Origin of the sequence: Enterobacter sp. WCHEn090032 (genome assembly GCF_003986875.1) — a bacterium.
GTDB lineage: Bacteria > Pseudomonadota > Gammaproteobacteria > Enterobacterales > Enterobacteriaceae > Enterobacter > Enterobacter sichuanensis.
Map to the genome: position 1 here is coordinate 212,314 of NZ_RXRN01000002.1, position 21,376 is coordinate 233,689.

General features: G+C 53.0%; 19 protein-coding genes. 5 read left to right on the plus strand and 14 right to left on the minus strand.

Features of this window, described 5'->3' with window-relative positions; translation table 11 throughout:
• Nucleotides 1-41: 41 nt before the first annotated feature.
• From EKN83_RS02525 to EKN83_RS02540, 4 genes are all read right to left on the minus strand, one after another.
• A complete protein-coding gene (locus tag EKN83_RS02525; protein ID WP_025758918.1) occupies nt 42-971 on the minus strand; it encodes a sugar ABC transporter substrate-binding protein in 930 nt (309 codons plus the stop codon).
• 31 nt (nt 972-1,002) lie between these two features.
• Nucleotides 1,003-1,989, minus strand: a complete 987-nt coding sequence (iolG, locus tag EKN83_RS02530; RefSeq protein ID WP_126800271.1) for an inositol 2-dehydrogenase — start codon at nt 1,987-1,989, stop codon at nt 1,003-1,005.
• Between the two features lie 344 nt (nt 1,990-2,333).
• Nucleotides 2,334-4,259 (minus strand): 3D-(3,5/4)-trihydroxycyclohexane-1,2-dione acylhydrolase (decyclizing), encoded by a 1,926-nt coding sequence (iolD, locus tag EKN83_RS02535; protein WP_126800272.1) that lies wholly within the window; start codon nt 4,257-4,259, stop codon nt 2,334-2,336.
• 11 nt (nt 4,260-4,270) lie between these two features.
• Nucleotides 4,271-5,776, minus strand: coding sequence for a CoA-acylating methylmalonate-semialdehyde dehydrogenase (locus tag EKN83_RS02540; protein ID WP_126800273.1), 1,506 nt, complete (start codon nt 5,774-5,776; stop codon nt 4,271-4,273).
• A gap of 291 nt (nt 5,777-6,067) precedes the next feature.
• On the opposite strand from EKN83_RS02540, the gene EKN83_RS02545 reads away from it, so the two are divergent.
• On the plus strand, nt 6,068-6,901 hold the full coding sequence (locus EKN83_RS02545; protein ID WP_045284578.1) for a MurR/RpiR family transcriptional regulator: 834 nt from the start codon (nt 6,068-6,070) through the stop codon (nt 6,899-6,901).
• Between the two features lie 71 nt (nt 6,902-6,972).
• On the opposite strand, the gene EKN83_RS02550 is transcribed toward EKN83_RS02545, so the two are convergent.
• The 7 genes from EKN83_RS02550 to EKN83_RS02580 all read right to left on the minus strand — a co-directional run bounded on the left by EKN83_RS02550 (nt 6,973) and on the right by EKN83_RS02580 (nt 14,261).
• Nucleotides 6,973-7,353: a DUF1641 domain-containing protein gene (locus EKN83_RS02550; protein WP_126800274.1), complete on the minus strand. Its 381-nt coding sequence runs from the start codon at nt 7,351-7,353 to the stop codon at nt 6,973-6,975.
• Nucleotides 7,353-8,549 (minus strand): NAD(P)/FAD-dependent oxidoreductase, encoded by a 1,197-nt coding sequence (locus EKN83_RS02555; RefSeq protein ID WP_126800275.1) that lies wholly within the window; start codon nt 8,547-8,549, stop codon nt 7,353-7,355. The genes EKN83_RS02550 and EKN83_RS02555 overlap by 1 nt, the downstream gene beginning before the upstream one ends.
• Nucleotides 8,550-8,766: 217 nt before the next feature.
• The gene (locus tag EKN83_RS02560) at nt 8,767-9,102 is read right to left on the minus strand and encodes a YcgJ family protein (RefSeq protein ID WP_260591097.1); all 336 of its coding nucleotides are present in this window, start codon (nt 9,100-9,102) and stop codon (nt 8,767-8,769) included.
• A 552-nt stretch (nt 9,103-9,654) separates the two neighbouring features.
• Nucleotides 9,655-10,704, minus strand: a complete 1,050-nt coding sequence (locus EKN83_RS02565; protein ID WP_126800276.1) for a DGQHR domain-containing protein — start codon at nt 10,702-10,704, stop codon at nt 9,655-9,657.
• Nucleotides 10,701-11,300: a hypothetical protein gene (locus tag EKN83_RS02570; protein ID WP_080189430.1), complete on the minus strand. Its 600-nt coding sequence runs from the start codon at nt 11,298-11,300 to the stop codon at nt 10,701-10,703. The genes EKN83_RS02565 and EKN83_RS02570 overlap by 4 nt, the downstream gene beginning before the upstream one ends.
• 409 nt (nt 11,301-11,709) lie before the next feature.
• A complete protein-coding gene (locus EKN83_RS02575; protein WP_126800277.1) occupies nt 11,710-12,363 on the minus strand; it encodes a LysE family translocator in 654 nt (217 codons plus the stop codon).
• A 200-nt stretch (nt 12,364-12,563) separates the two neighbouring features.
• Nucleotides 12,564-14,261 carry an ATP-dependent endonuclease gene (locus tag EKN83_RS02580; RefSeq protein WP_185857651.1) on the minus strand — a complete coding sequence of 566 codons (1,698 nt, stop codon included), beginning with the start codon at nt 14,259-14,261 and terminating at the stop codon, nt 12,564-12,566.
• 405 nt (nt 14,262-14,666) lie between these two features.
• On the opposite strand from EKN83_RS02580, the gene EKN83_RS02585 reads away from it, so the two are divergent.
• Nucleotides 14,667-14,885, plus strand: coding sequence for a hypothetical protein (locus EKN83_RS02585; protein WP_126800279.1), 219 nt, complete (start codon nt 14,667-14,669; stop codon nt 14,883-14,885).
• A 146-nt stretch (nt 14,886-15,031) separates the two neighbouring features.
• On the opposite strand, the gene guaA is transcribed toward EKN83_RS02585, so the two are convergent.
• Both guaA and guaB read right to left on the minus strand, forming a co-directional pair.
• Entirely contained in the window at nt 15,032-16,609 is a 1,578-nt protein-coding gene (guaA, locus tag EKN83_RS02590) for a glutamine-hydrolyzing GMP synthase (RefSeq protein WP_023294284.1), read from the minus strand.
• A 67-nt stretch (nt 16,610-16,676) separates the two neighbouring features.
• Nucleotides 16,677-18,143, minus strand: a complete 1,467-nt coding sequence (guaB, locus tag EKN83_RS02595) for an IMP dehydrogenase (RefSeq protein WP_126800280.1) — start codon at nt 18,141-18,143, stop codon at nt 16,677-16,679.
• A gap of 159 nt (nt 18,144-18,302) precedes the next feature.
• Between guaB and xseA the strand changes: the two genes are divergently transcribed.
• From xseA to EKN83_RS02610, 3 genes are all read left to right on the plus strand, one after another.
• Complete coding sequence (gene xseA, locus EKN83_RS02600; RefSeq protein WP_126800281.1) at nt 18,303-19,676, plus strand: exodeoxyribonuclease VII large subunit; 1,374 nt, start codon at nt 18,303-18,305, stop codon at nt 19,674-19,676.
• A 72-nt stretch (nt 19,677-19,748) separates the two neighbouring features.
• Nucleotides 19,749-20,768: a M4 family metallopeptidase gene (locus EKN83_RS02605; RefSeq protein WP_025757699.1), complete on the plus strand. Its 1,020-nt coding sequence runs from the start codon at nt 19,749-19,751 to the stop codon at nt 20,766-20,768.
• Entirely contained in the window at nt 20,769-21,119 is a 351-nt protein-coding gene (locus EKN83_RS02610; RefSeq protein ID WP_025757698.1) for a protealysin inhibitor emfourin, read from the plus strand. It abuts the gene before it with no gap.
• On the opposite strand, the gene EKN83_RS02615 is transcribed toward EKN83_RS02610, so the two are convergent.
• Nucleotides 21,116-21,337 (minus strand): zinc ribbon domain-containing protein, encoded by a 222-nt coding sequence (locus tag EKN83_RS02615; protein WP_045284583.1) that lies wholly within the window; start codon nt 21,335-21,337, stop codon nt 21,116-21,118. The genes EKN83_RS02610 and EKN83_RS02615 overlap by 4 nt on opposite strands.
• Between the last annotated feature and the right edge of the window lie 39 nt (nt 21,338-21,376).

A 21,376-nucleotide genomic window follows, 5' to 3' on the forward strand; every position in this document is an offset into this window, starting at 1 on the left:
CTCCTCCTCATGATGAGCCGCCAGAGGCGGCTCGGGACATATTAGTTACCGGCCTCACCGATCCGCTCAGCCTGCTGCAGGTTCTCTTTGGTGATCAGCGTCGGTGGGTAGTCAGCCCCGGTGATGGCTTTCTTCTCACGCACGTTGGCCACCAGCTGGCTCATCGCCGTCTGCACCGCAAAGCCCGGACGCTGATCCGCCGTTACCGCCAGCCAGCCGTCGCGCACGCGGGCCAGCGCTTCCGGCACCGCGTCAAAGCCGGTGACCAGAATTTCACCCGGCTTCACGCCCTGGCTCTGCAGGGCTTCGATCGCCCCCAGCGCCATATCGTCATTGGCGGAGAGGATCACCTGCGGGCGTTTCGGCAGTGAAGGCAGGACGCTTTCAACGATGCGCATCCCTTCTGAACGCATCCAGTTGCCGGTCTGATCGGCGACGATCTTGTACTTATCCCCGCCCGCCTTCAGGCTGTCGCGGATCCCTTTGGTGCGTTCAATGTTGGAGGAAGAGCCCGGCTGACCGGTCAGCAGAATGATCTCCGCGCCGTCGGGGAATTTGGTTTTCACAAAATCGCCAATCGCCTGGCCACCCTTGTAGTTGTTGGCGCCGAAGTGCGGCACTTTTTTCTGGCTGTCGACGGAGCGGTCAAGGGTGACGACCGGCAGCTTCGCATCCTGAATTTCATCCACCGCGCTTGAGACCGCGTTGACGTCGTTCGGGGAGACGATAAAGCCCTGCGCCCCGCGGGTAATGGCGTTTTCCAGGTCAGCCACCTGTTTTGGCGAGCTGCCCTGGCCGTCCAGCACCTGAAGCTTCACGCCCATCTCTTTTGCGGCTTTCACCGCCGTGCGCTGCATGTGAACTTCAAACGGCATGGCCAGGTTTGGGGTACTGAAAACAATTTGCTCGTTTTCGGCGAAGGCGGCCCCGGATGTCATGGCGATGAGGGCGGCTACGATCAGTTTTTTCATTATTATGTCTCTCTGTGTAGGGTGGTTGTGTTTAGAGGACGATCTCGCGCTGGCTTCGCAGCGATTCCAGCGCTTTATCCGCGAGGTACAGCGCACGTTCACCATCATCGCCGCTGCAGTCAGGTACCGCTTCGCCGCGCAGGACCGCGACAAAATGTTCCCATTCCGCGGCGTAAGCGGATTTGTAGCGCTGCAGGAAGAAGTGTTCGGGCAGCGCGCTGGTGCAGCCCTGTTTGCCGTAGTGCTGCACCTGGTTTTCCAGAATGTTGCCCGCGCACAGCAGCCCTTCGGAGCCATGCAGCTCCAGGCGCTGGTCATAGCCATACGAGGAGCGGCGGCTGTTGACGATAGTCGCCATCGCGCCGGAGGCGTATTTCAGAACGATAAACGCGGTATCGATATCTCCCGCCTCGCCAATCGCCGGATCCACCAGGTTGCTGCCCTGGGCATACACCGACACCGGCTCTTCGCCCAAGATGAAGCGCGCCATGTCAAAGTCGTGGATGGTCATATCGCGGAACATGCCGCCGGAGACGCGTACGTACTCCGCAGGCGGCGGAGACGGATCGCGGGAGATAATGAGCAGTGATTCCGGCTTGCCGATGCGCCCGGCCTGAGCCTCGGTTTTCACGCGGCGGAACTGCGGGTCAAAGCGGCGGTTAAAGCCGATGAACAGCGGCACGTCATACTCCTTGACCACCTTCAGGCAGTCGCGCACGCGGGCAAGGTCGAGGTGTACCGGCTTTTCACAGAAGATGGCCTTGCCGTGGCGGGCGGCCATTTCAATCAGGTCCGCGTGGGTGTCGGTGGCAGAGGCGATCAGCACGGCATGAACGTTAGGGTCGGTCATCGCCTCAGTCAGGCTCTGCTGGCGGGCCTGATACTGCGTGGCGAGACGGGTGGCAAATTCCTGATTCGGGTCAACCACGGACCAGAGCGTGGTCGCGCTGTGGCTGGCGATGTTAGCTGCATGTACCTGGCCAATTCGGCCAGCGCCCAGTAAAGCAATGTTAAACATAACGGCTCCCGGTGTTGGTGAATGCTGTGAACTAACGACCCTATAAATAAAACATTTATTTCATTTTTATAAATAGTGAAAATTATGTTTTTGAGCGTGGGTTAACACTTTTGAGATGAATGAGATAAATTCTGTTATCAATCTCACAACATGGAAGGGAGGACATCTTCCCCTCACCCCGGCCCTCTCCCCAAAGGGGCGAGGGAGAAAAGACAGCCCCGAGCCTTCCCCTCTCCCCAGGCGGGCGAGGGAGAAAAGGCCGCACCGAACCCTCCCCTCTCCCCTTTGGGGAGAGGGTTAGGGTGAGGGGAAATGAAATGAAAATTTCGTTACGATGGAAAAACTTAATACTGACGGGCTTTTTTCACCTGCGCCTGCGTTTGCTCCGCGGCTTCGCGCACCGCTGGTGACGCCGCCACCTGCGCATCACCGGTGCGCCACCAGGAGGCGTAATCGTGGGTCATGGTCTTTGGCAGCACCTTGATGTCCAGCAGCGTGGGGCCAGGATGCGCGCGGGACGCCTCCAGCGCCGCCAGCAGGCTTTGCTCATCGTTCACCCGCCACGCGCGGCAGCCGTAGCTTTCCGCGTTTTGCGCAAAATCGACCTTCACCAGCGGCCCGTCAAGCTGCCCGGTTTCCGGATTGCGATGGCGGTTTTCCGTGCCAAAGCTGCCCATGCCGTGCCCCATCTGCAGGTTGTTGATGCAGCCGAAGCTGGCGTTATCAAACAGCAGAACGGTGATCTTAATGCCCTCCTGCACCGCGGTTTGCAGCTCGGAGTGCAGCATCATGTAGGAGCCATCCCCCACCATGGCGTACACCGGCTGTCCGGGTCGGGCGAGCTTCGCGCCAATGGCTGCCGCAATCTCGTAGCCCATGCAGGAGTAGCCGTACTCCAGATGGTAGGTGTCCGGCGTTTTGACCTGCCAGAGGCGCTGTAAATCTCCCGGCAGCGATCCGGCCGCCCCCACCACGATGGCGTTATCTTCCACATGCTGGTTGATGAGCCCCAGCACCCGCGTCTGGGTCAGGCGGGTGTTGAGCGTCTCGCCGTACTCCGCCAGTTGCGCATCCAGATGCCCTGCCACTTCGGGCGCGTCGTCAGGACGCCACTGGCGATCCCACAGGCGGCGGCACTCGTCGCGCCAGGTGGATTTCGCCTGAACGATCGCCTCTCCCCAGCCGCTGCGGTACTCCCCGAGCGCGTGGGTTAAGGCCTGCAGCCCGGTTTGGGCATCGGCAATCAGCGCGGTGGCGTCCAGCTTCAGGGCGTCAAACTCGGCCACGTTCAGCAGCAAAAATTCCACGTCCGGATGGCAAAAGAGCGCCTTGGAGCCGGTGGTAAAGTCGGTCAGGCGCGTGCCGATGCCGATCACCAGGTCGGCCTGCGGCGCGAGCTGGTTGGCCGCCATTCCGCCCGTCACGCCCACCCCGCCCAGATTAAGTGGGTGGTCACTTACCAGCGCCCCCTTTCCGGCCTGGGTTTCAGCAAACGGCAGCTGCAGCGTCTCGACAAATTCGCGAAACGCCTCATGCGCGCCGGAATAGCGCACGCCGCCGCCGCACACCACCAGCGGCCGACGTTTACGGGCGATCAGCGCCCGCGCCTGCGCCAGACGCTGCGGGTCCGGCGGACGACGCTCGATGTGATGCACGCGACGCGCAAAGAAGCTCAGCGGGTAATCCCAGGCTTCCCCCTGCACGTCCTGCGGCAGGCAAATTGTCACCGCACCGGTATCTGCCGGGTCAGTAAGCGTTCGCATCGCGTTTAGCATCGCGCTCATTAACTGCTCCGGGCGGTTGATACGGTCCCAGTAGCGAGAGACCGGACGGAAGCAGTCGTTAGTGCTAATGCTGAGATCGTGATACTGCTCAATCTGCTGCAGCACCGGGTCCGGCTGGCGGCTGGCGTAGATGTCTCCTGGCAGCAGCAACAGCGGAATGCGGTTTGCCGTAGCGGTCGCCGCGGCGGTGATCATATTGGCGGCCCCCGGCCCGACGGAGGAGGTGACGGCGAAAATGCGCTGACGACGGTGCTGTCTGGCGAATCCCGTCGCCATGTGGGCGATGCCCTGCTCGTTGCAGCCCTGCATCACCTGCAGATGGCCCGGATCCTGCTCCAGCGCCTGGCCGATACCGAGCACGTTGCCGTGTCCAAAGATGGTGGCGACGCCCTCCACGAAGGGCGTTTCGTTGCCGTCAACGCTGACGTACTGTTGGTTAAGGAATCTGACCAGCGCCTGGGCCATGGTCATTCGTTCGGTTTGCATAACACCTCCTTTCAGCCCAGCGTCGGCATGGAGAACGCCGCGCCGGTCTCCTGCTGCATTTCCGGCCAGCGCGCGGTGATGGTTTTCATTCGGGTGTAGAAACGCACGCCGTCGTTGCCGTGAACGTTGAGTGCGCCAAAAATCGAGCGCTTCCAGCCGCCGAAGCTGTGGAATGCCATCGGCACCGGGATCGGCACGTTGACGCCCACCATACCCGCCTGCACCTCTTCGCAGAAGCGGCGTGCGCAGCCGCCGTCACGGGTGAAGATCGCCGAGCCATTACCATATTCATGGCGGTTAATCAGATCCACCGCGCTGGCGTAATCTGCTACGCGCACCACAGAAAGCACCGGACCAAAAATCTCTTCTTTATAGATGGTCATCTCCGGGGTGACGTTATCGAACAGCGTCGGCCCGACAAAATAGCCCTGCTCGTGGCCCTGCACGCTAAAGCCGCGACCGTCCACGCGAAGCGTCGCCCCCTGCGCTTCCCCGCTGTCGATATAGCCCAGCACCTTGCTGCGGTGCGCGGAGGAGATGAGTGGCCCCATTTCGTTCTCCGGCGTCTGGTCCAGTCCTGGCCCAACGCGCAGCGCGGCAATCTGTTTTTCCAGCCGGGCGCAGAGGTCATCGGCGGTGTTATCCCCCACCGCCAGCACCACCGAGAGCGCCATGCAGCGTTCCCCCGCGGCGCCGTAGGCCGCGCCCATAATGGCGTTGGTCGCCATCTCCATGTCGGCATCCGGCATTAAAATGCAGTGGTTTTTCGCCCCGCCCAGCGCCTGACAGCGCTTCCCGTGGGCAGACGCTGTCTGGTAAATGTATTCGGCAATCGGCGTGGAGCCGACAAAGCTCACCGCCTGCACCCGCGGGTCGGTCAGGAGCACGTCGACGGACTCCTTGTCACCCTGCACCACGTTGAACACGCCGTCCGGCAGGCCGGCCTCTTTCAGCAGCTGCGCCAGTGCCAGCGCCAGCGAAGGGTCTTTTTCCGACGGCTTCAGCACGAAGGTGTTGCCGGTCGCCAGGGCAATCGGGAACATCCACATCGGCACCATCGCCGGGAAGTTAAACGGCGTGATCCCGGCGCAGACGCCGAGCGGCTGCATCAGCGAGTGGCTGTCAACGCCGGTACCGACGTTCGCCGAGTGTTCACCCTTTTGCAGATGCGGAATGCCGCAGGCAAATTCCACCACTTCCAGGCCGCGGGTCAGTTCGCCCACCGCATCGGAGAAGACCTTGCCGTGCTCTTCGCTGATGAGGCGGGCCAGGCGCTCCATATTCTCTTCCAGCAGCACCTTGAAGCGGAACATCACGCGCGCGCGCTTAAGCGGAGCATGGCGCGCCCACGCAGGAAACGCCTGCTGCGCGGCGGCAATCGCCTGCTCCGTTTCCTGTGCCGTACTCATCACCACCTGGCGGATCTGCTCGCCGGTGGCCGGGTTGAAGATCGCCTGAACGCGCTGGCCTGAACCGGTGACACATTCGCCGTGAATAAAATTCGCTACCGTCTCCATCCTTAACCTCTCGCTGTTGATACGTGACTTGACCTGAACACTGTGTACTGAACACTATATATGAAACAAATATTCCATTTTAAGTTGAAATAAAATAAATGATGATTATTGTGATCAAGGATGGATTTTTATGTTAACAGCCAGCATCACTGACGCCGCGTGCGCTATTAAGGGATTTCGGGCGAGGAAATGACTGAAGCTTCTGTTTCATTTTTGCTGCCAGATGGATGGCCGACATTTAAAAGACGCGGTTTTGCGTTTAGAATCATAAGACTGTATTTGGGGGATAACATGACGACAGCAACCAGCCTGAACGAACTGCAGCAGCAAATCCGCGATCGCTACGATAGCCTGAGCAAGAGGCTGCAGCAGGTCTCCCGCTATGTGCTGGATAACACCAACAGCGTGGCGTTTGACACGGTTGCGGTCATTGCTGAGCGCGCCGATGTGCCGCCGTCGACGCTGATCCGCTTTGCCAATGCCTTTGACTTCACCGGCTTCAACGAAATGAAACAGCTGTTTCGCATGAACCTGGTGGAAGAGACCGCCAGCTACAGCGACCGCGCCCGGCTGTTCCGCGAGATGGAGAGCGAGGCTGTGCCGGAAACGCCGCTCGATATCCTGCAGGAGTTCGCCCGTTCAAACGCGCAGGCGCTGCAGCAGCTGGCCGCCCGCGCCGAGCCGGAGATGCTGGAGCGCGCGGTACAGCTGCTGGCCGAGGCCGACACCATCTACATCGCCGGTCTGCGCCGCTCCTTTAGCGTCGCCGCGTATCTGACCTACGCCCTGAGTCACCTCGAATGCCGCCCGATTCTGCTCGACGGCATGGGCGGGATGCTGCGCGAGCAGATCAGCCGCATTAAGGCGCGCGACATTGTGGTGTCGATCAGCTTCTCGCCGTACGCGGAAGAGACGGTGATGGTCAGCGAAACCGCCGCCAGCGTCGGCGCGCGGCAGATTGTGATCACGGACAGCCAGATAAGCCCCCTGGCGACGTTCAGCGATCTCTGCTTTGTGGTGAAAGAGGCGCAGGTGGACGCGTTTCGATCTCAGTCGGCGACGCTGTGTCTGGTGCAGTCGCTGGTGGTGGCGCTGGCGTATCGGTTGGGGAGTGGGGAGAAATAGCCCCAGTGCAGTCTGGTGGGCCGGGTAAGGCATAGCCGATACCCGACCGCCTGAAAAGCATCAGCCAGACATTAACAGCTCCTTATCTCGGGGCAATCCGAATAACTGACGGAAGAGAGGGAATTCAGACGTTGCCCCGTAATCTGTAACACACGCAGCAAAAGCATGATGCCGCGGCGGGTATCAGGATCGTTGAGCATGGAGAGCACCTGTCGAAGCGAGATATCCCCTTCGCGGTTTATTTGCTCCCCCCACGCCATGCGCAGCGCGGTTCCGCCTTCCCAGCCGACGGTGACCACATCTTCAAAAACGCCAGCCAGTTTTTCGACCATCGCGTTATCGGTCATTTCCAGCAGGTCTGCAACGACGGCGAGCAGATCAACCAGATTATTCAGACGATTGCCTGCCATCAGCGGGGCAAGGCTTTTTAGTAACTGTTCCTGGTCACTCATCAGAACATCCCCCTCACGACACCCCAATACAGTCCGCGGTTAAAGCCGTTTCGCAGCATGCCACCGAGTTTTGTCGCCGGCATGGGGGTAACGTCATTGCGATAGTCATATACCAGCGGCATGCCGGCCCAGAGCCCCATCTGCGCAACGGCCTGGACCCGTCCATCGTAATGGTTACCGCTTCCGGGCGGTCTGCCATACAGCTCCGCCACAATGTTATCCGCGATGATGGGCGCCTGGTTGTGGCACGATCCGCCGGCTTTACTGATCGGCAGGTCAACGGTATCGCCGATCACATACACCCCTTCTAAACCGTAGACGCCCAGCGTCTGGTGATCCGTCGGCAACCAGCCTTCACCGTTCTGAACCTCACTGAGCCCGGTGTTACGCACCGCTTCTACTGCCCTGATGGGCGGCGTGGCCATCAGGATATCGAAGTTCTGTGAATCACCCTCGGCGGAATAGGCAATTTTGCTGTCAGGATCGACATGGCTTAAGGTAAAACCGCGCTGATGCTGTATTCCTTTGGCAGCAAAAATATCGCCCAGCGCCTCCCCCACCGGACGCTGCAGGAACAGACAGTTTCTCAGCAATTGCGCGACGGTCGGATAGGTATAAACAATCTCAACCTGATTACGTACGCCACGCTGACGCAAATAGTCATCAACCATCAGTGTGGTTTCAATGGGGGCAATGCCGCACTGGTGGGGCACATTCGGCGTTTCCGGGAAAGAGACGGTAATAAATATTCGCCCCTTTTTAATGGTGGAGAGCTTATGCGCTAGCTGTCTTGCCGCCGCATATTGATAAAAATGGTCGCCCGCTTCGGCAAGGCCAGGGATTTTTTGGGGGAAAGGCGTACAGCCGGTTGCGATAACCAGCAGGTCCCAGTCGTAATGTTGCTTACTGGCACCGTAGAGCCGACGCTGTTTAAAATCGAAAGCTTCAATCTTATCGGTAATGAAGCGGATTTCCGGACTCAGTAACTGCCGTTCAGGCCGTGCCAGTTCATGGTGGTGAAAGAGGTTAAACGCGACATACATAAATGCGGGCTTGTAGTAATGCACCGGCGATTCGGAAATCAGCATTAACTCTACCTGACCGCTGGCAATTTCACGCCGTAATTTCCTGGCCAGCAGGTTGGCAACAATCGTCCCTCCCGTGCCGCCGCCGACAATCATTATGCGGTTTTTCATTCCTTTATTCGCTCATGGTAGTGAATGGGAATTCACGTAACCAGACCACTTCACTGTTACGTTCAGCCAAAGGGTAGCAATGGAATAATATTTCGCAATTTAAACCTTAATATAAAATTTAATTTTGTTAATCACACCATCATTCATAATATGCACTACAAAATATAACTTATATCCCTTTAACGCAGTCTCTGGCTGTGCTCTCTTTTCATCACCATTATTCGCCAAAAAGCAGCTTTGTGTACTTTTTAGATACAACCCCGGAGCGCTGTCCGTTCGCGCCATAATAGCGATCTTCTCGGCACAGTCGTTCCTTCACATCGCAGAAAATGCCGTTGGCAAAGGTGAACTCGGTCAGATCGACATCACTCGACGTGAACACTTCGTTTGCAGCAGCCTTCTTACCGAGATAGGTCTCTGTCAACGCGCGGGATAATCCCTTGTCATTGGCGCATACATATCGATCGCAGAGCACGCCCGAGACTGGCGACTTGAGCCTGGCGGGGGTCCTGGCTTGGGCGGACATGGCGGACACGGCCAGCAGCGCGGCCACAGAGCATGCGAGTATTGACTTGTTCAAGATGATAATCTCCGTTGGTTAATGAGAGTCGGCTTTGCACCGGGCGCGGTGGAAGCATTCATAAGGGGTGTAATATCCTGAATGGTTCTGAATTTCAGCAGGAAAGGCCCCGTTTAGCTTTTTGGTGACCTAACAGTTGTCGCAAGTTCGGCTCGGTGGCAATTGTAAGGGCCCTATCCCGGTGAGTCATGCGATTTAAAGGCGTGAACGACTATGCTCTAAAGGGAGTCGGCTTGTGGGGCGGGTTAGGTTCGCTCTGAGCGAGAAGCGGACATTAAAATCTGCTTCTCCAATACTTTTCATGGTCTTAGCGATGTTTTCAGCTCAAAAACTATTCATAATGCGAACTTGAGTTCTCTCATTTTCTATCGTACAGCACAACTAATCTGATGTATCATAAGCTAACTCTCTTTTATTGAAATATTTTATTAATTTCAATAAATTACAAACTTTGACAGTTTTTGATTTGCATTCAAGAATAACAGTTCGGGGGAGAAAAAAACCTCCCCAGCCCACGTAACTTGCTTAACTACATGAATCAATGATAAGCTTCGCAAGCTTATTTATTTCAGATTCATTAGTGCCAAATTCACCCGCTTTAAAATTAATACCTCGTGCTGCAAGATTTCTTTTTATTTTACTTACTTCACTCAGCATAAAGTCATAATTCAATGTTTTTTCTTTAATGCCCTTTAAATATATTACAGGGAAGGCTTTCATTAATGCTGCATATCCTGTGAGTTTACTTAAATAATATTCCCTTGGTGTATTCCACTCAACTGGATAGACATCGCTAATAGCATTAAAAAAATTCAATATTATTTTTTGAATTACAGCATCATTCTCTTCGATAAAATAATCGCGGAATATACACTGATCATTTGGTGTTAATGGCAGATCCATTTTTAACATTCTTGCATCATCATCAGGTTTTTTTGAAATATGTTGGATAAGATATTTAATGAAAGTGCTTTGTGATAATGATGCATTATCTTGGTTTATTTCCTTTTTTCCAAGCATTTTTAGCTTTTTATAAAAAGGGGAATCAGGATTACTGTTTATTCCTCTCGCGATTTCGTGGCATGTTTTCTGAGGACTCCTGCGTTCTGCAAGCGAAAATAAATCATATACAATTGATGGGTTTACACGAGTTTGTTTACTATTAATAATTGAGAAAACATAGGCTTTTTCTTCATCAGTAAGATCAAACATTAAAACAACAGGTAGATCAAAAAGTTTAGCATTAGAGGAATTTTTAATTCCCCATAATCTGTGCTGACCATCGATAACATCACCTATAACCACTTCAGACTCAAAGTAAAAATAGGTATCATCCATTTTTAAATTGGATGAATTATCGACGGAAATTATGATCGGCGTTGGAAAAGTCGCATCTGGCTCACTAGTGTACTTTGCGATTTCTGAAACTCTAGATGATGAAATATCCCTTTGCACACCAAACTCGAAATCTCTGCGACGATCAACTCTAACTATATCGAGCAAGTCAATGGCTCTTATTGATGTTAAATAGAAAGTACCGATTGGTTGATTAACTTCAATATATTTCAACTTCATATCATAACTCCTTTACCATCATCAGTTACTTCATTGGTTGCCATTGTCTGATCTATAACTGTTGCATCTTCTTTTTCTATATAACTTTCATCATCTATATCTGTATGTGCAGTAGCGTTAAGTTTTAATACGCCAAATGTATAGCCTACTAATACTATAGAAATAACATAAATTATAGGTTGAGTTAGACCGAATGTTAAATCATTAGAATTTGGGAGGATTAAATCCTTTGATTGCGTGGCTGCGTATATTATTCCTGATAATTGCAATAAAATTATCAATAATATTATCGATATGATTTTTATTGTTTTAAATTCAAGTTTTGAACTAAAAAAAGTTACAAACATAGGCCCAAGAGCAGAGGCTATTAATGCAATGGAAAATGTGTAAAAACTCCCTGACGAACCTTCTATGTAAATAGATTGATCTAGTGGTATTGAATGTGAATAATATCTTATGATTATATTTGCAATAATCCCCATTTGCCCACAAACAACTGTAAAAACGATCCAAATAAAAAACTCTCTTTTGTTTTTTCTTATCGCATCGAATGGATAGGAAAGGGATTTCTTTAATATTTGCCAGTCTTTACTCATGTTATGCACTCTTTATTTAAACTTATCGACAATATGTAACTATCAATTAATAACCGTTTGCTCTATTCAAATAATGAAATTATAATCATCAAAAAATTCGAAGTTATAATTAGACAACATTTTTAACACTAAGTGATACTTGACTCATGTCTCCAGGCCCTAAAACCTCTTGCATAATTTAGAATGATAATACTCCTTTATAGTAAGCTTGTGAACTTATATAGCATGAGCTAAGTAATTAACAAATCACTGATTTCGTGTTTTTTTGGCATTTGGTCGCTGTGATTTTTTCATAAACAAACTTACAATGATGTAAGCAATGTCCGCTTCTGGCACGGAGCGGACATACCCACTGAGTTGAAGGCCCACTCTAAGCGAAGAGCGGACACTGGGTTTACCCTTGTAAAACTTAACTGGAAGATTTCGATACGACACCAGACCCGCTAAACAACATGCGGATACCGAGGCCTATCATGACAACACCTGTAAATCGTTCCTGCCATTTGATAAAGCCTTGGTGTTTACTTAGCCAATTTCCAAATGTCCCTGATGCCATCGCGACTGACCCCAGGGAAATAATTCCTGCCAGCTTCTGGATACTACCCAGAACAAGCAATTGCAGCCAGACAGGACCCGCGGCAGGATCGACAAACTGAGGAAGAAAAGCAAACATGAACAGCAGGGATTTTGGGTTAGTCAGGCTGTTCAGGGCGCCTTCCTTAACGGCACTCCAGTCAGAAATTTTGGCTGTTTTTCGCAGCCGCGTATCTGTGCCTGAAGTCGCAATCATTTTTATGCCCAGCCACATCAGATAAGCCGCACCAGCCCACCTTAACAGATCTAGTGCAACCGGCCAGGCATGAACAACGGCTACCAGCCCCAGGACAAGAAAAGAAACTTGCACAAAACCAGCTACAAATACATTACCCAGTACCGTAAACAGTGCAATACGTCTTCCCTGACCGACGCCTCTGGCGATAGTTAGCATCATGTCTGGCCCCGGAGAAATCTCCAGAAGCGTCAGCGCGAAAAGAAAAGTGATAAACGTTTCGATGGAAGGCATCTTGGTTAAGTCCGGATAAATATTTCTGCTACGTTACCTCAGTCCGATTCGAGCTGAAAGTGGAATATACTGCTGCGTCTGCTCCTGGTACTAAGCGGACATGCTAACTGAGCTAAAGGTCCGCTGTGAGCGAGAAGCGGATTTTAAAGCCGCGCAACCAAATGTTTTGAGCAACAAAATAACCGCCTCTAAATTATGCTTTACTTGCCTCCAATCATTTGTTCCAAACTTACCACTAAAGCATCTACAGAATTACGTTTATGTTGGCTGAGGGCATTCTCGGGGCTCTTCTTTACACAATTTGCCACTGTATATTTCACTTTTGCTTCTACACTACTGGTCCATTGCTTACCTTGAGCTAAGAATGCTTTTCTAACTCTATCACTCCATTTATCACTTCCTCTGAATTCTTTACAATCCAAATTAACCCCATACTCTTCCTTGATTTTTTCTTTGTACAAAAGTGGATCTAAACAGTCTTCGAACTCAGAATTTCTTGAACCATTGCAATTAACAAAAGTATTTGACTTGATATCAAGAAGAGTTTCTTGTTCAGCAGAGGCATAAGCATTCCTACCCGCATCATCGTTATCTAAAAACGTGTGATAGACACACAGCGAGTTTTTTAAAAGGCTAAGCTTATATGTTAAATTGCCGGCCCCACCTATAGGCTCGACTATCAACATGTGATTTTCAATCATTTGCCTGAGTTTATTACTTAAAACTTTAAACAATGCGGTAAGAGCAATCGCATCATCTTCACCTTCAACAACCAGAACAAAATTAGCATTAGTCAAATTATCAGATGCCTTTATACCAAGAAGATCACGGATTTGCTTTATGCTTTTTGCAGGTGTTGCAGCACCTTTATCTATTATTATGTTTGATTTAATATCTTGCCTATCGACGAATAAAGGATTGTGCGTCGACAAGATTACTTGATTTTCCTCTCCTAATGATTTTATTACTTTTAGAAGTTGATGGATGGCTGCTGGGTGGAGATGTGATTCGGGTTCTTCAATAGCAATTATTGATGCTCCATCTGTTCTCACACGATCCTTTAATAAGCCAAGTGCAGCTAAACTTTTTACCCCATCCCCCTTAAATGCTAAGCTCGTTGGGGTACCATCATCAACAATGATCTCAAAATCTCGGCGTAATGAATTTCGTCTGGTATCGTCAGGAATCTCTATACTTACAGAGTTTATACCAGGTAAAAATTTCTCCAAAGGTTCTTTGATACGTTCACTCAAGGAATCGAGAATTGGTTGCTGCAAATCTTTTATTGTTTTAAGTGCCGTTAAATACGTTGAATCATCCTCAAGCACTCTTAATCTTTGAGATAACATTCTACCTACAACATCTATAGCTTCTTGATCAGTACGTACGGCAGGTATATAGTTAAATATTATTTTATTAGCAATGAAATTTGCTATCTGCCCTGATTTGGAATTTAGAGTTTTAGAGCCTTTGCCTTTCTTGGATACTTCTATGCCTGGAATGCTATCCTTGCCAATTTTGATAATTATTGGAAGCGTGCCGTTTACATTTGACTTGATTTCGTTCTTGAACTCAGTTACCTCATCATCATTTAACAAAAACTCTAACCTAATAATTGTTTGGGTTCCAGATTTTCTGGATTGTAAGTTAATAGGGAAATCACGTTCCCAATAAAAAGTTTTTTCATCTCTACGAGATAAACTTCTTACACCAAGTCTTCCATAGCGATGTTCGATAGCATGGCGTTGCAGAGAACTCATTGCAACATCAAGCGCCCTTAATAAATTAGACTTACCTTCATTATTCCTACCAATTAATACTGTAGTGTCAGAGATTGATACTTTATGCGCTTTCGTTATACTTCTAAAATTTGTTACTGAAAAATTCACTAATTCCACAATATTACTCCGCGCCCGGTTAAAAGCTGATGCAGCAGGAGGTTCCGTCAATTAGAAGCAGAAGCCCTTTGATCATTTCAGCTCTATCTTTTCTATATTTAGGGTTCTTTGCATAATTATCATTTGCAAGCTAATACATAGCTTAAAGTAATCACAACTGTCAATGATAATATTATAATACAACAAGTTCTAGTGGGTTAAATCATCTCCTGCCATAAAGTCATTTTTAAAAATTCAAACAATCTGACAAACTTCCGCTTCTGGCACAGAGCAGATACAGAAGCATGATGTCCACTGTAAGCGAGATGCGAACGCTGACCTTTCATATTTGTACGATTTACGCTCTGGCCTGATCTGACATGTATCATAGATACAGGAACTCATTAGCATGATCGGAGATTGCATATGCTGATATATAACGTTTTTGGACGGCATATTGGCGTTCAACGTAAGCATGATCGGTGGCTGGTATTTCGTGCTGACCTGACGGAGAGAAAGTTCTCTCGACTCTATGACATCGCTATTCCAGACGATATGACTGAAGGCGAGATTGCCGGCTGGCTGGGTGACATTTTCCATGAAGCCGCAACCGATCGTTATCCAAATGTGGAACGCATCGAATAAGGATTTAATGGATAGCCTTACATTGTGCCCGCTCCTGGCACTAACCTGACATGGTGTTGCCAGCCATGCCCCAAAAAAAAGCCCGCAATCCGCGGGCTTAGAGATAATTTAGAACCTGTTAGTACCAGACGTTTCCGGTTGGGAGATCATTCCCACTCAATCGTAGCCGGTGGCTTACCGCTGATGTCATACACCACGCGGGAAATACCGTTCACTTCGTTGATGATGCGGTTAGACACGCGTCCCAGGAAGTCGTACGGCAGGTGCGCCCAGTGCGCGGTCATGAAGTCGATGGTTTCCACCGCACGCAGGGAAACAACCCAGTCGTACTTGCGGCCGTCGCCCATTACGCCAACGGAGCGAACCGGCAGGAACACGGTGAACGCCTGGCTCACTTTGTTGTACAGGTCAGCTTTGTGCAGCTCTTCAATGAAGATCGCGTCCGCGCGACGCAGCAGGTCGCAGTACTCTTTCTTTACTTCGCCCAGCACGCGCACGCCAAGACCCGGGCCCGGGAACGGGTGACGGTAGAGCATGTCGTACGGCAGACCCAGTTCCAGACCGATCTTACGCACTTCGTCTTTGAACAGCTCGCGCAGCGGCTCAACCAGCCCCATCTTCATCTCTTTCGGCAGGCCGCCCACGTTGTGGTGAGATTTGATGACGTGTGCTTTACCGGTGGCGGATGCGGCAGATTCGATCACGTCAGGGTAGATGGTACCCTGCGCCAGCCACTTCACGTCGTCCAGCTTCAGCGCTTCTTCGTCGAACACTTCCACGAAGACGCGGCCGATGATCTTACGCTTGGCTTCCGGATCGTTCTCGCCTTTCAGCGCGTCCAGGAAGCGCTGCTCGCCTTCCACATGAACGATGTTCAGACCAAAGTGGTCGCCGAACATGTCCATCACCTGCTTAGCTTCGTTCAGACGCAGCAGGCCGTTGTCCACGAAAACGCAGGTCAGGTTTTTGCCGATGGCGCGGTGCAGCAGCATCGCGGTCACGGAGGAGTCCACGCCGCCGGAGAGGCCGAGGATCACTTTGTCATCGCCAACCTGCTGGCGGATACGCTCAACGGCGTCGTCGATGATTTTAGCCGGGGTCCACAGGGCTTCACACTGGCAGATGTCACGCACGAAGCGCTCCAGCATGCGCATACCCTGACGGGTGTGGGTCACTTCCGGGTGGAACTGCACGCCGTAGAAGCGTTTTTCTTCGTTTGCCATGATGGCGAACGGGCAGCTTTCGGTGCTGGCAACGGTCACGAAGTCAGACGGGATGGCGGTGACTTTGTCGCCGTGGCTCATCCAGACGTCCAGCAGCGGCTTGCCGTCTGCGGTCAGGGAGTCTTCGATACCGCGCACCAGCGCGCTGTCGGTTACCACTTCTACCTGCGCATAGCCGAACTCACGCTCGTTAGAACCTTCTACGTGGCCGCCCAGCTGCATTGCCATGGTCTGCATGCCGTAGCAGACGCCGAACACCGGTACGCCAGCTTCGAACACGTACTGCGGCGCGCGCGGGCTGTTCTCTTCGGTGGTGCTTTCCGGGCCGCCGGACAGGATGATGCCGCTTGGATTGAATTCGCGAATCTGTGCTTCCGTGACATCCCACGCCCACAGTTCACAGTAAACGCCCAGTTCACGTACGCGACGCGCCACCAGCTGAGTGTACTGCGAACCGAAGTCCAGGATGAGAATGCGATGTTTATGAATGTTTTCCGTCATTGACGCTAATTCCGAGGCAAGTGAAACAAAAACAGAGCGCCCGGCAGAAGCCGGGCGCGGAAACTTATCAGGAGCCCAGACGGTAGTTCGGGGACTCTTTGGTGATCGTCACGTCGTGAACGTGGCTCTCCTGGATACCCGCACCGCTGATGCGTACGAATTCCGCTTTAGTACGCAGCTCGTCAATGGTACCACAGCCGGTCAGGCCCATACAGGAGCGCAGGCCGCCCATCTGCTGGTGAATGATCTCTTTCAGACGGCCTTTATACGCTACGCGACCTTCGATACCTTCCGGCACCAGTTTGTCTGCGGCGTTATCGGTCTGGAAGTAACGGTCAGAGGATCCTTTGGACATTGCGCCCAGGGAGCCCATACCGCGGTAAGATTTGTAAGAACGGCCCTGGTAGAGTTCGATTTCGCCCGGGGATTCTTCGGTACCGGCCAGCATGGAGCCCACCATCACGGCGGAAGCACCCGCGGCGATGGCTTTCGCGATGTCGCCAGAGAAGCGGATACCGCCATCAGCGATTACCGGAATACCGGTGCCTTCCAGCGCTTCTACCGCGTCAGACACGGCGGTGATCTGTGGAACGCCCACGCCGGTCACGATACGGGTGGTACAGATAGAACCAGGACCGATACCGACTTTCACCGCGCTGCAGCCAGCGTCAGCCAGCGCGCGAGCGCCTGCGCCCGTTGCCACGTTACCGCCGATGATCTGCAGATCAGGGTATTTAGCACGGGTATCACGAATACGCTGCAGCACGCCTTCGGAGTGGCCGTGCGAGGAGTCAATCAGCAGCACGTCAACGCCTGCGGCAACCAGCGCGTCAACGCGCTCTTCGTTACCTGCACCAGCGCCAACCGCAGCCCCGACGCGCAAACGGCCATGCTCGTCTTTACAGGCGTTAGGTTTACGTTCTGCTTTCTGGAAGTCTTTCACGGTGATCATGCCGCGCAGGTGGAAGTTCGCATCCACCACCAGCGCTTTCTCAACGCGTTTTTCGTGCATTTTTGCGAAGACCACCTCACGGGCTTCACCTTCGCGTACGGTAACCAGACGCTCTTTCGGCGTCATGTACACGCTGACAGGCTGGTTCAGGTCAGTCACGAAACGCACGTCACGGCCGGTGATGATGCCCACCAGCTCGTTCGCTTCGGTCACAACCGGGTAACCGGCGAAGCCGTTACGTTCGGTCAGGGCTTTCACTTCGTGCAGGGTGGTGGTCGGCAGAACGGTCTGCGGGTCAGACACGATACCGGATTCATGCTTCTTCACGCGGCGAACTTCTTCCGCCTGACGCTCGATAGACATGTTTTTGTGAATAAAGCCGATGCCACCTTCCTGTGCCAGGGCAATAGCCAGGCGCGCTTCAGTCACGGTGTCCATTGCCGCAGAGAGCATAGGAATGTTCAGGCGAATGGTTTTCGTCAACTGCGTGCTGAGATCGGCAGTATTCGGCAGAACGGTGGAGTGAGCGGGAACGAGGAGGACGTCGTCAAACGTCAGTGCTTCTTTAGCGATACGTAGCATGGGCAATATCTCTGACCTGGGTGGTTAAATATTGCCGTGGCATTATACAGAGCGTAACCGATTGCATCCACACTTTTTTATAAAAAAACCTTGCACTCCCCTCTCAGCAGGTTACTATCGACTGAATAACTTGCTGATTTAGAATTTGATCCCGCTCACATGTTATCCTCGCAATCCCCCTCAATTTTTACTGTCAGCCGCCTGAATCAGACGGTGCGTTTGCTGCTTGAGCAGGAAATGGGGCAGGTCTGGATCAGCGGTGAAATCTCTAACTTCACGCAGCCCTCCTCCGGCCACTGGTACTTTACGCTAAAAGACGATACCGCCCAGGTGCGCTGCGCGATGTTCCGCAACAGCAACCGCCGCGTCACGTTTCGTCCTCAGCACGGCCAGCAGGTGCTGGTACGCGCCAATATCACCCTGTATGAACCGCGCGGTGATTATCAGATTATCGTCGAGAGCATGCAGCCTGCGGGCGAAGGTCTGCTGCAGCAGAAGTATGAACAGCTAAAAGCGAAACTGACGGCAGAGGGTCTGTTCGACCAGCAGTTCAAAAAGCCCCTGCCCTCACCGGCCCACTGCGTGGGGGTTATCACCTCAAAAACCGGTGCGGCACTGCACGATATTTTGCACGTGCTCAAGCGTCGCGACCCTTCCCTGCCTGTCATCATCTACCCAACCGCCGTTCAGGGTGACGATGCGCCGGGCCAGATTGTGCGCGCCATTGAACTGGCGAACGCCCGTCAGGAGTGCGACGTCTTAATCGTCGGGCGCGGCGGCGGCTCGCTGGAAGACCTGTGGAGCTTTAACGACGAGCGCGTGGCGCGGGCAATCTTTGCAAGCCAGATCCCTGTAGTGAGCGCAGTCGGCCACGAAACCGACGTCACGATCGCCGATTTTGTCGCGGATTTACGTGCGCCTACGCCATCCGCGGCGGCGGAAGTGGTGAGCCGCAACCAGCTGGAGCTGCTGCGTCAGCTTCAGAACGGCCAGCAGCGTCTGGAGATGGCGATGGACTACTTCCTCGCCAACCATACCCGTCGCTTTACCCAGCTTCATCACCGTCTTCAGCAGCAGCACCCGCAGCTGCGTCTGGCGCGTCAGCAAACCGTACTGGAACGCCTGCGCCAGCGCATGAACTTCGCGCTGGATAGTCAGCTTAAGCGTGCGGTCTCGCGCCAGCAGCGCGTGACGCAGCGCCTTAATCAGCAGAACCCGCAGCCAAAAATTTATCGTGCGCAAACGCGGATTCAACAGCTGGAGTATCGTCTGGCGGAGACTGTTCGCGCGCGTCTGAGCACCACCCGCGAACGTTTCGGTAATGCGGTGACCCATCTTGAAGCGGTCAGCCCCCTCTCCACGCTGGCGCGCGGCTACAGCGTGACGACGGCGACGGACGGCAAAGTGCTGAAGCAAACCAAACAGGTGAGCGCCGGTGATGTGCTGACCACCCGCCTGTCGGACGGCTGGGTCGAAAGCGAAGTCAAATCAATTAAACCGGCGAAAAAGCCGCGTCAGCGAAAAACCGGATAATTCTTCGCCGGTTAGAAACTATACTGCTGCTATTCCCTTTTATTCGGCCTTGCCAGAACTAAGGAGAGCAGCATGTCCCATCTTTACAGTGTCATTCCCCCCTATATTCTTCGTCGTATTATCGAAAGCGGTTCAGAGCCGCAGCAGCGCTGTGCCCGCCAGACCCTGACCCATGTCCAGACGCTGATGGCGCACATGCCCGGCAAACCTGCCGCGCCGCACGTAAGCAAAGCCGGACAGCTGGAGCGTGATATCTACGATGCGAAGCAGACCCAGGAGCTACCGGGTACGCAGGTGCGTTATGAAGGTCAGCCCTCGAACGGCGATGTGGCGGTCGATGAAGCCTACGATTATCTGGGTATCACCCATGATTTCTTCTGGAAAGAATATCAGCGTGATTCGCTCGATAATAAAGGGCTTATTTTAACCGGCACCGTGCATTACGGCCGGGAATATCAGAACGCCTTCTGGAACGGCCAGCAGATGGTCTTTGGCGATGGGGACGGGGAAATCTTTAACCGCTTTACCATCGCCATTGACGTGGTGGCGCACGAGCTGAGCCACGGCGTCACCGAGACCGAAGCCGGGCTTATCTATTTTGAACAGTCGGGTGCGCTGAACGAGTCGCTGTCAGACGTGTTTGGTTCGCTGGTTAAACAGTACCATCTGAAGCAAACCGCCGATAAAGCAGACTGGCTGATTGGCGAAGGTCTGCTGGCAAAAGGTATCAACGGCAAAGGGCTGCGCTCGATGTCTGAACCGGGTACCGCCTACGACGATCCGCTGCTCGGCAAAGACCCGCAGCCCGCTCACATGAAAGATTTCATCAAAACGCGCGAGGATAACGGCGGCGTGCACCTGAACTCCGGCATCCCCAACCGGGCGTTTTACCTGGCCGCGACGGCGATCGGCGGCTACGCCTGGGAAAAAGCGGGTTATGCCTGGTACGACACAGTTTGCGATCGTAATCTGGCGCAGGATGCGGATTTTGAGGCCTTCGCAAAACTGACGATAGCGCACGGAGAGAAACGCTCCGGTAGCGATGTTGGGGCGGCCATAAAACAAGCCTGGGAACAGGTGGGAGTGCTGTAAATGCAGGTTCCGGAACTGACGGATGACGCCGTGGTTGAGCTGGCCCGGGAAGGCGGCGTCGCTTTTATTCCTAAGCTGAGCGGCCAGCGTACCATCGCGCTTTCGTCCCTCAACGAGGCCCAGCGCCAGCGTCTGGTGAGCATCCTTGAGCAGGCCTTTCCGCGCGGCCAGCCGCCGGGACAGGCCTCGTCACCCGGCAGCGGTGACCAGCGCTATTTCCGCATCCAGATTATCTGGACCGGGCAAAATCAGGCGCACTACACCGATATCATCGTGCTGGTGCCGGAGCAGGAAGCGCCCGAGTCGCTGGTCGAGCTGTGGAAGAAAGGCGAAGGCTGCGTGTGTGATTAACCTTCGGCCCGAACAAACTCCACGCGTTTTTTAGAGATAAGACCGTGGCCGTTCTGGCAGAAATAGTCCACCGCCCCGCAGGCTTTTAAGACCTGGAGTGGCTGATGACACTCCGGGCAGCGGGCTTCGAGCGCAATATCTTTATTACAGCTCGCGCAGTGCGCTACCCCATTCTGCGGCTCAAGCGGTGCCTGGCAATCCGGGCAGGTAATCGTCATGGTGACTCCTTCAAAGCGTTGAGGTCTGAGGTGATTTTA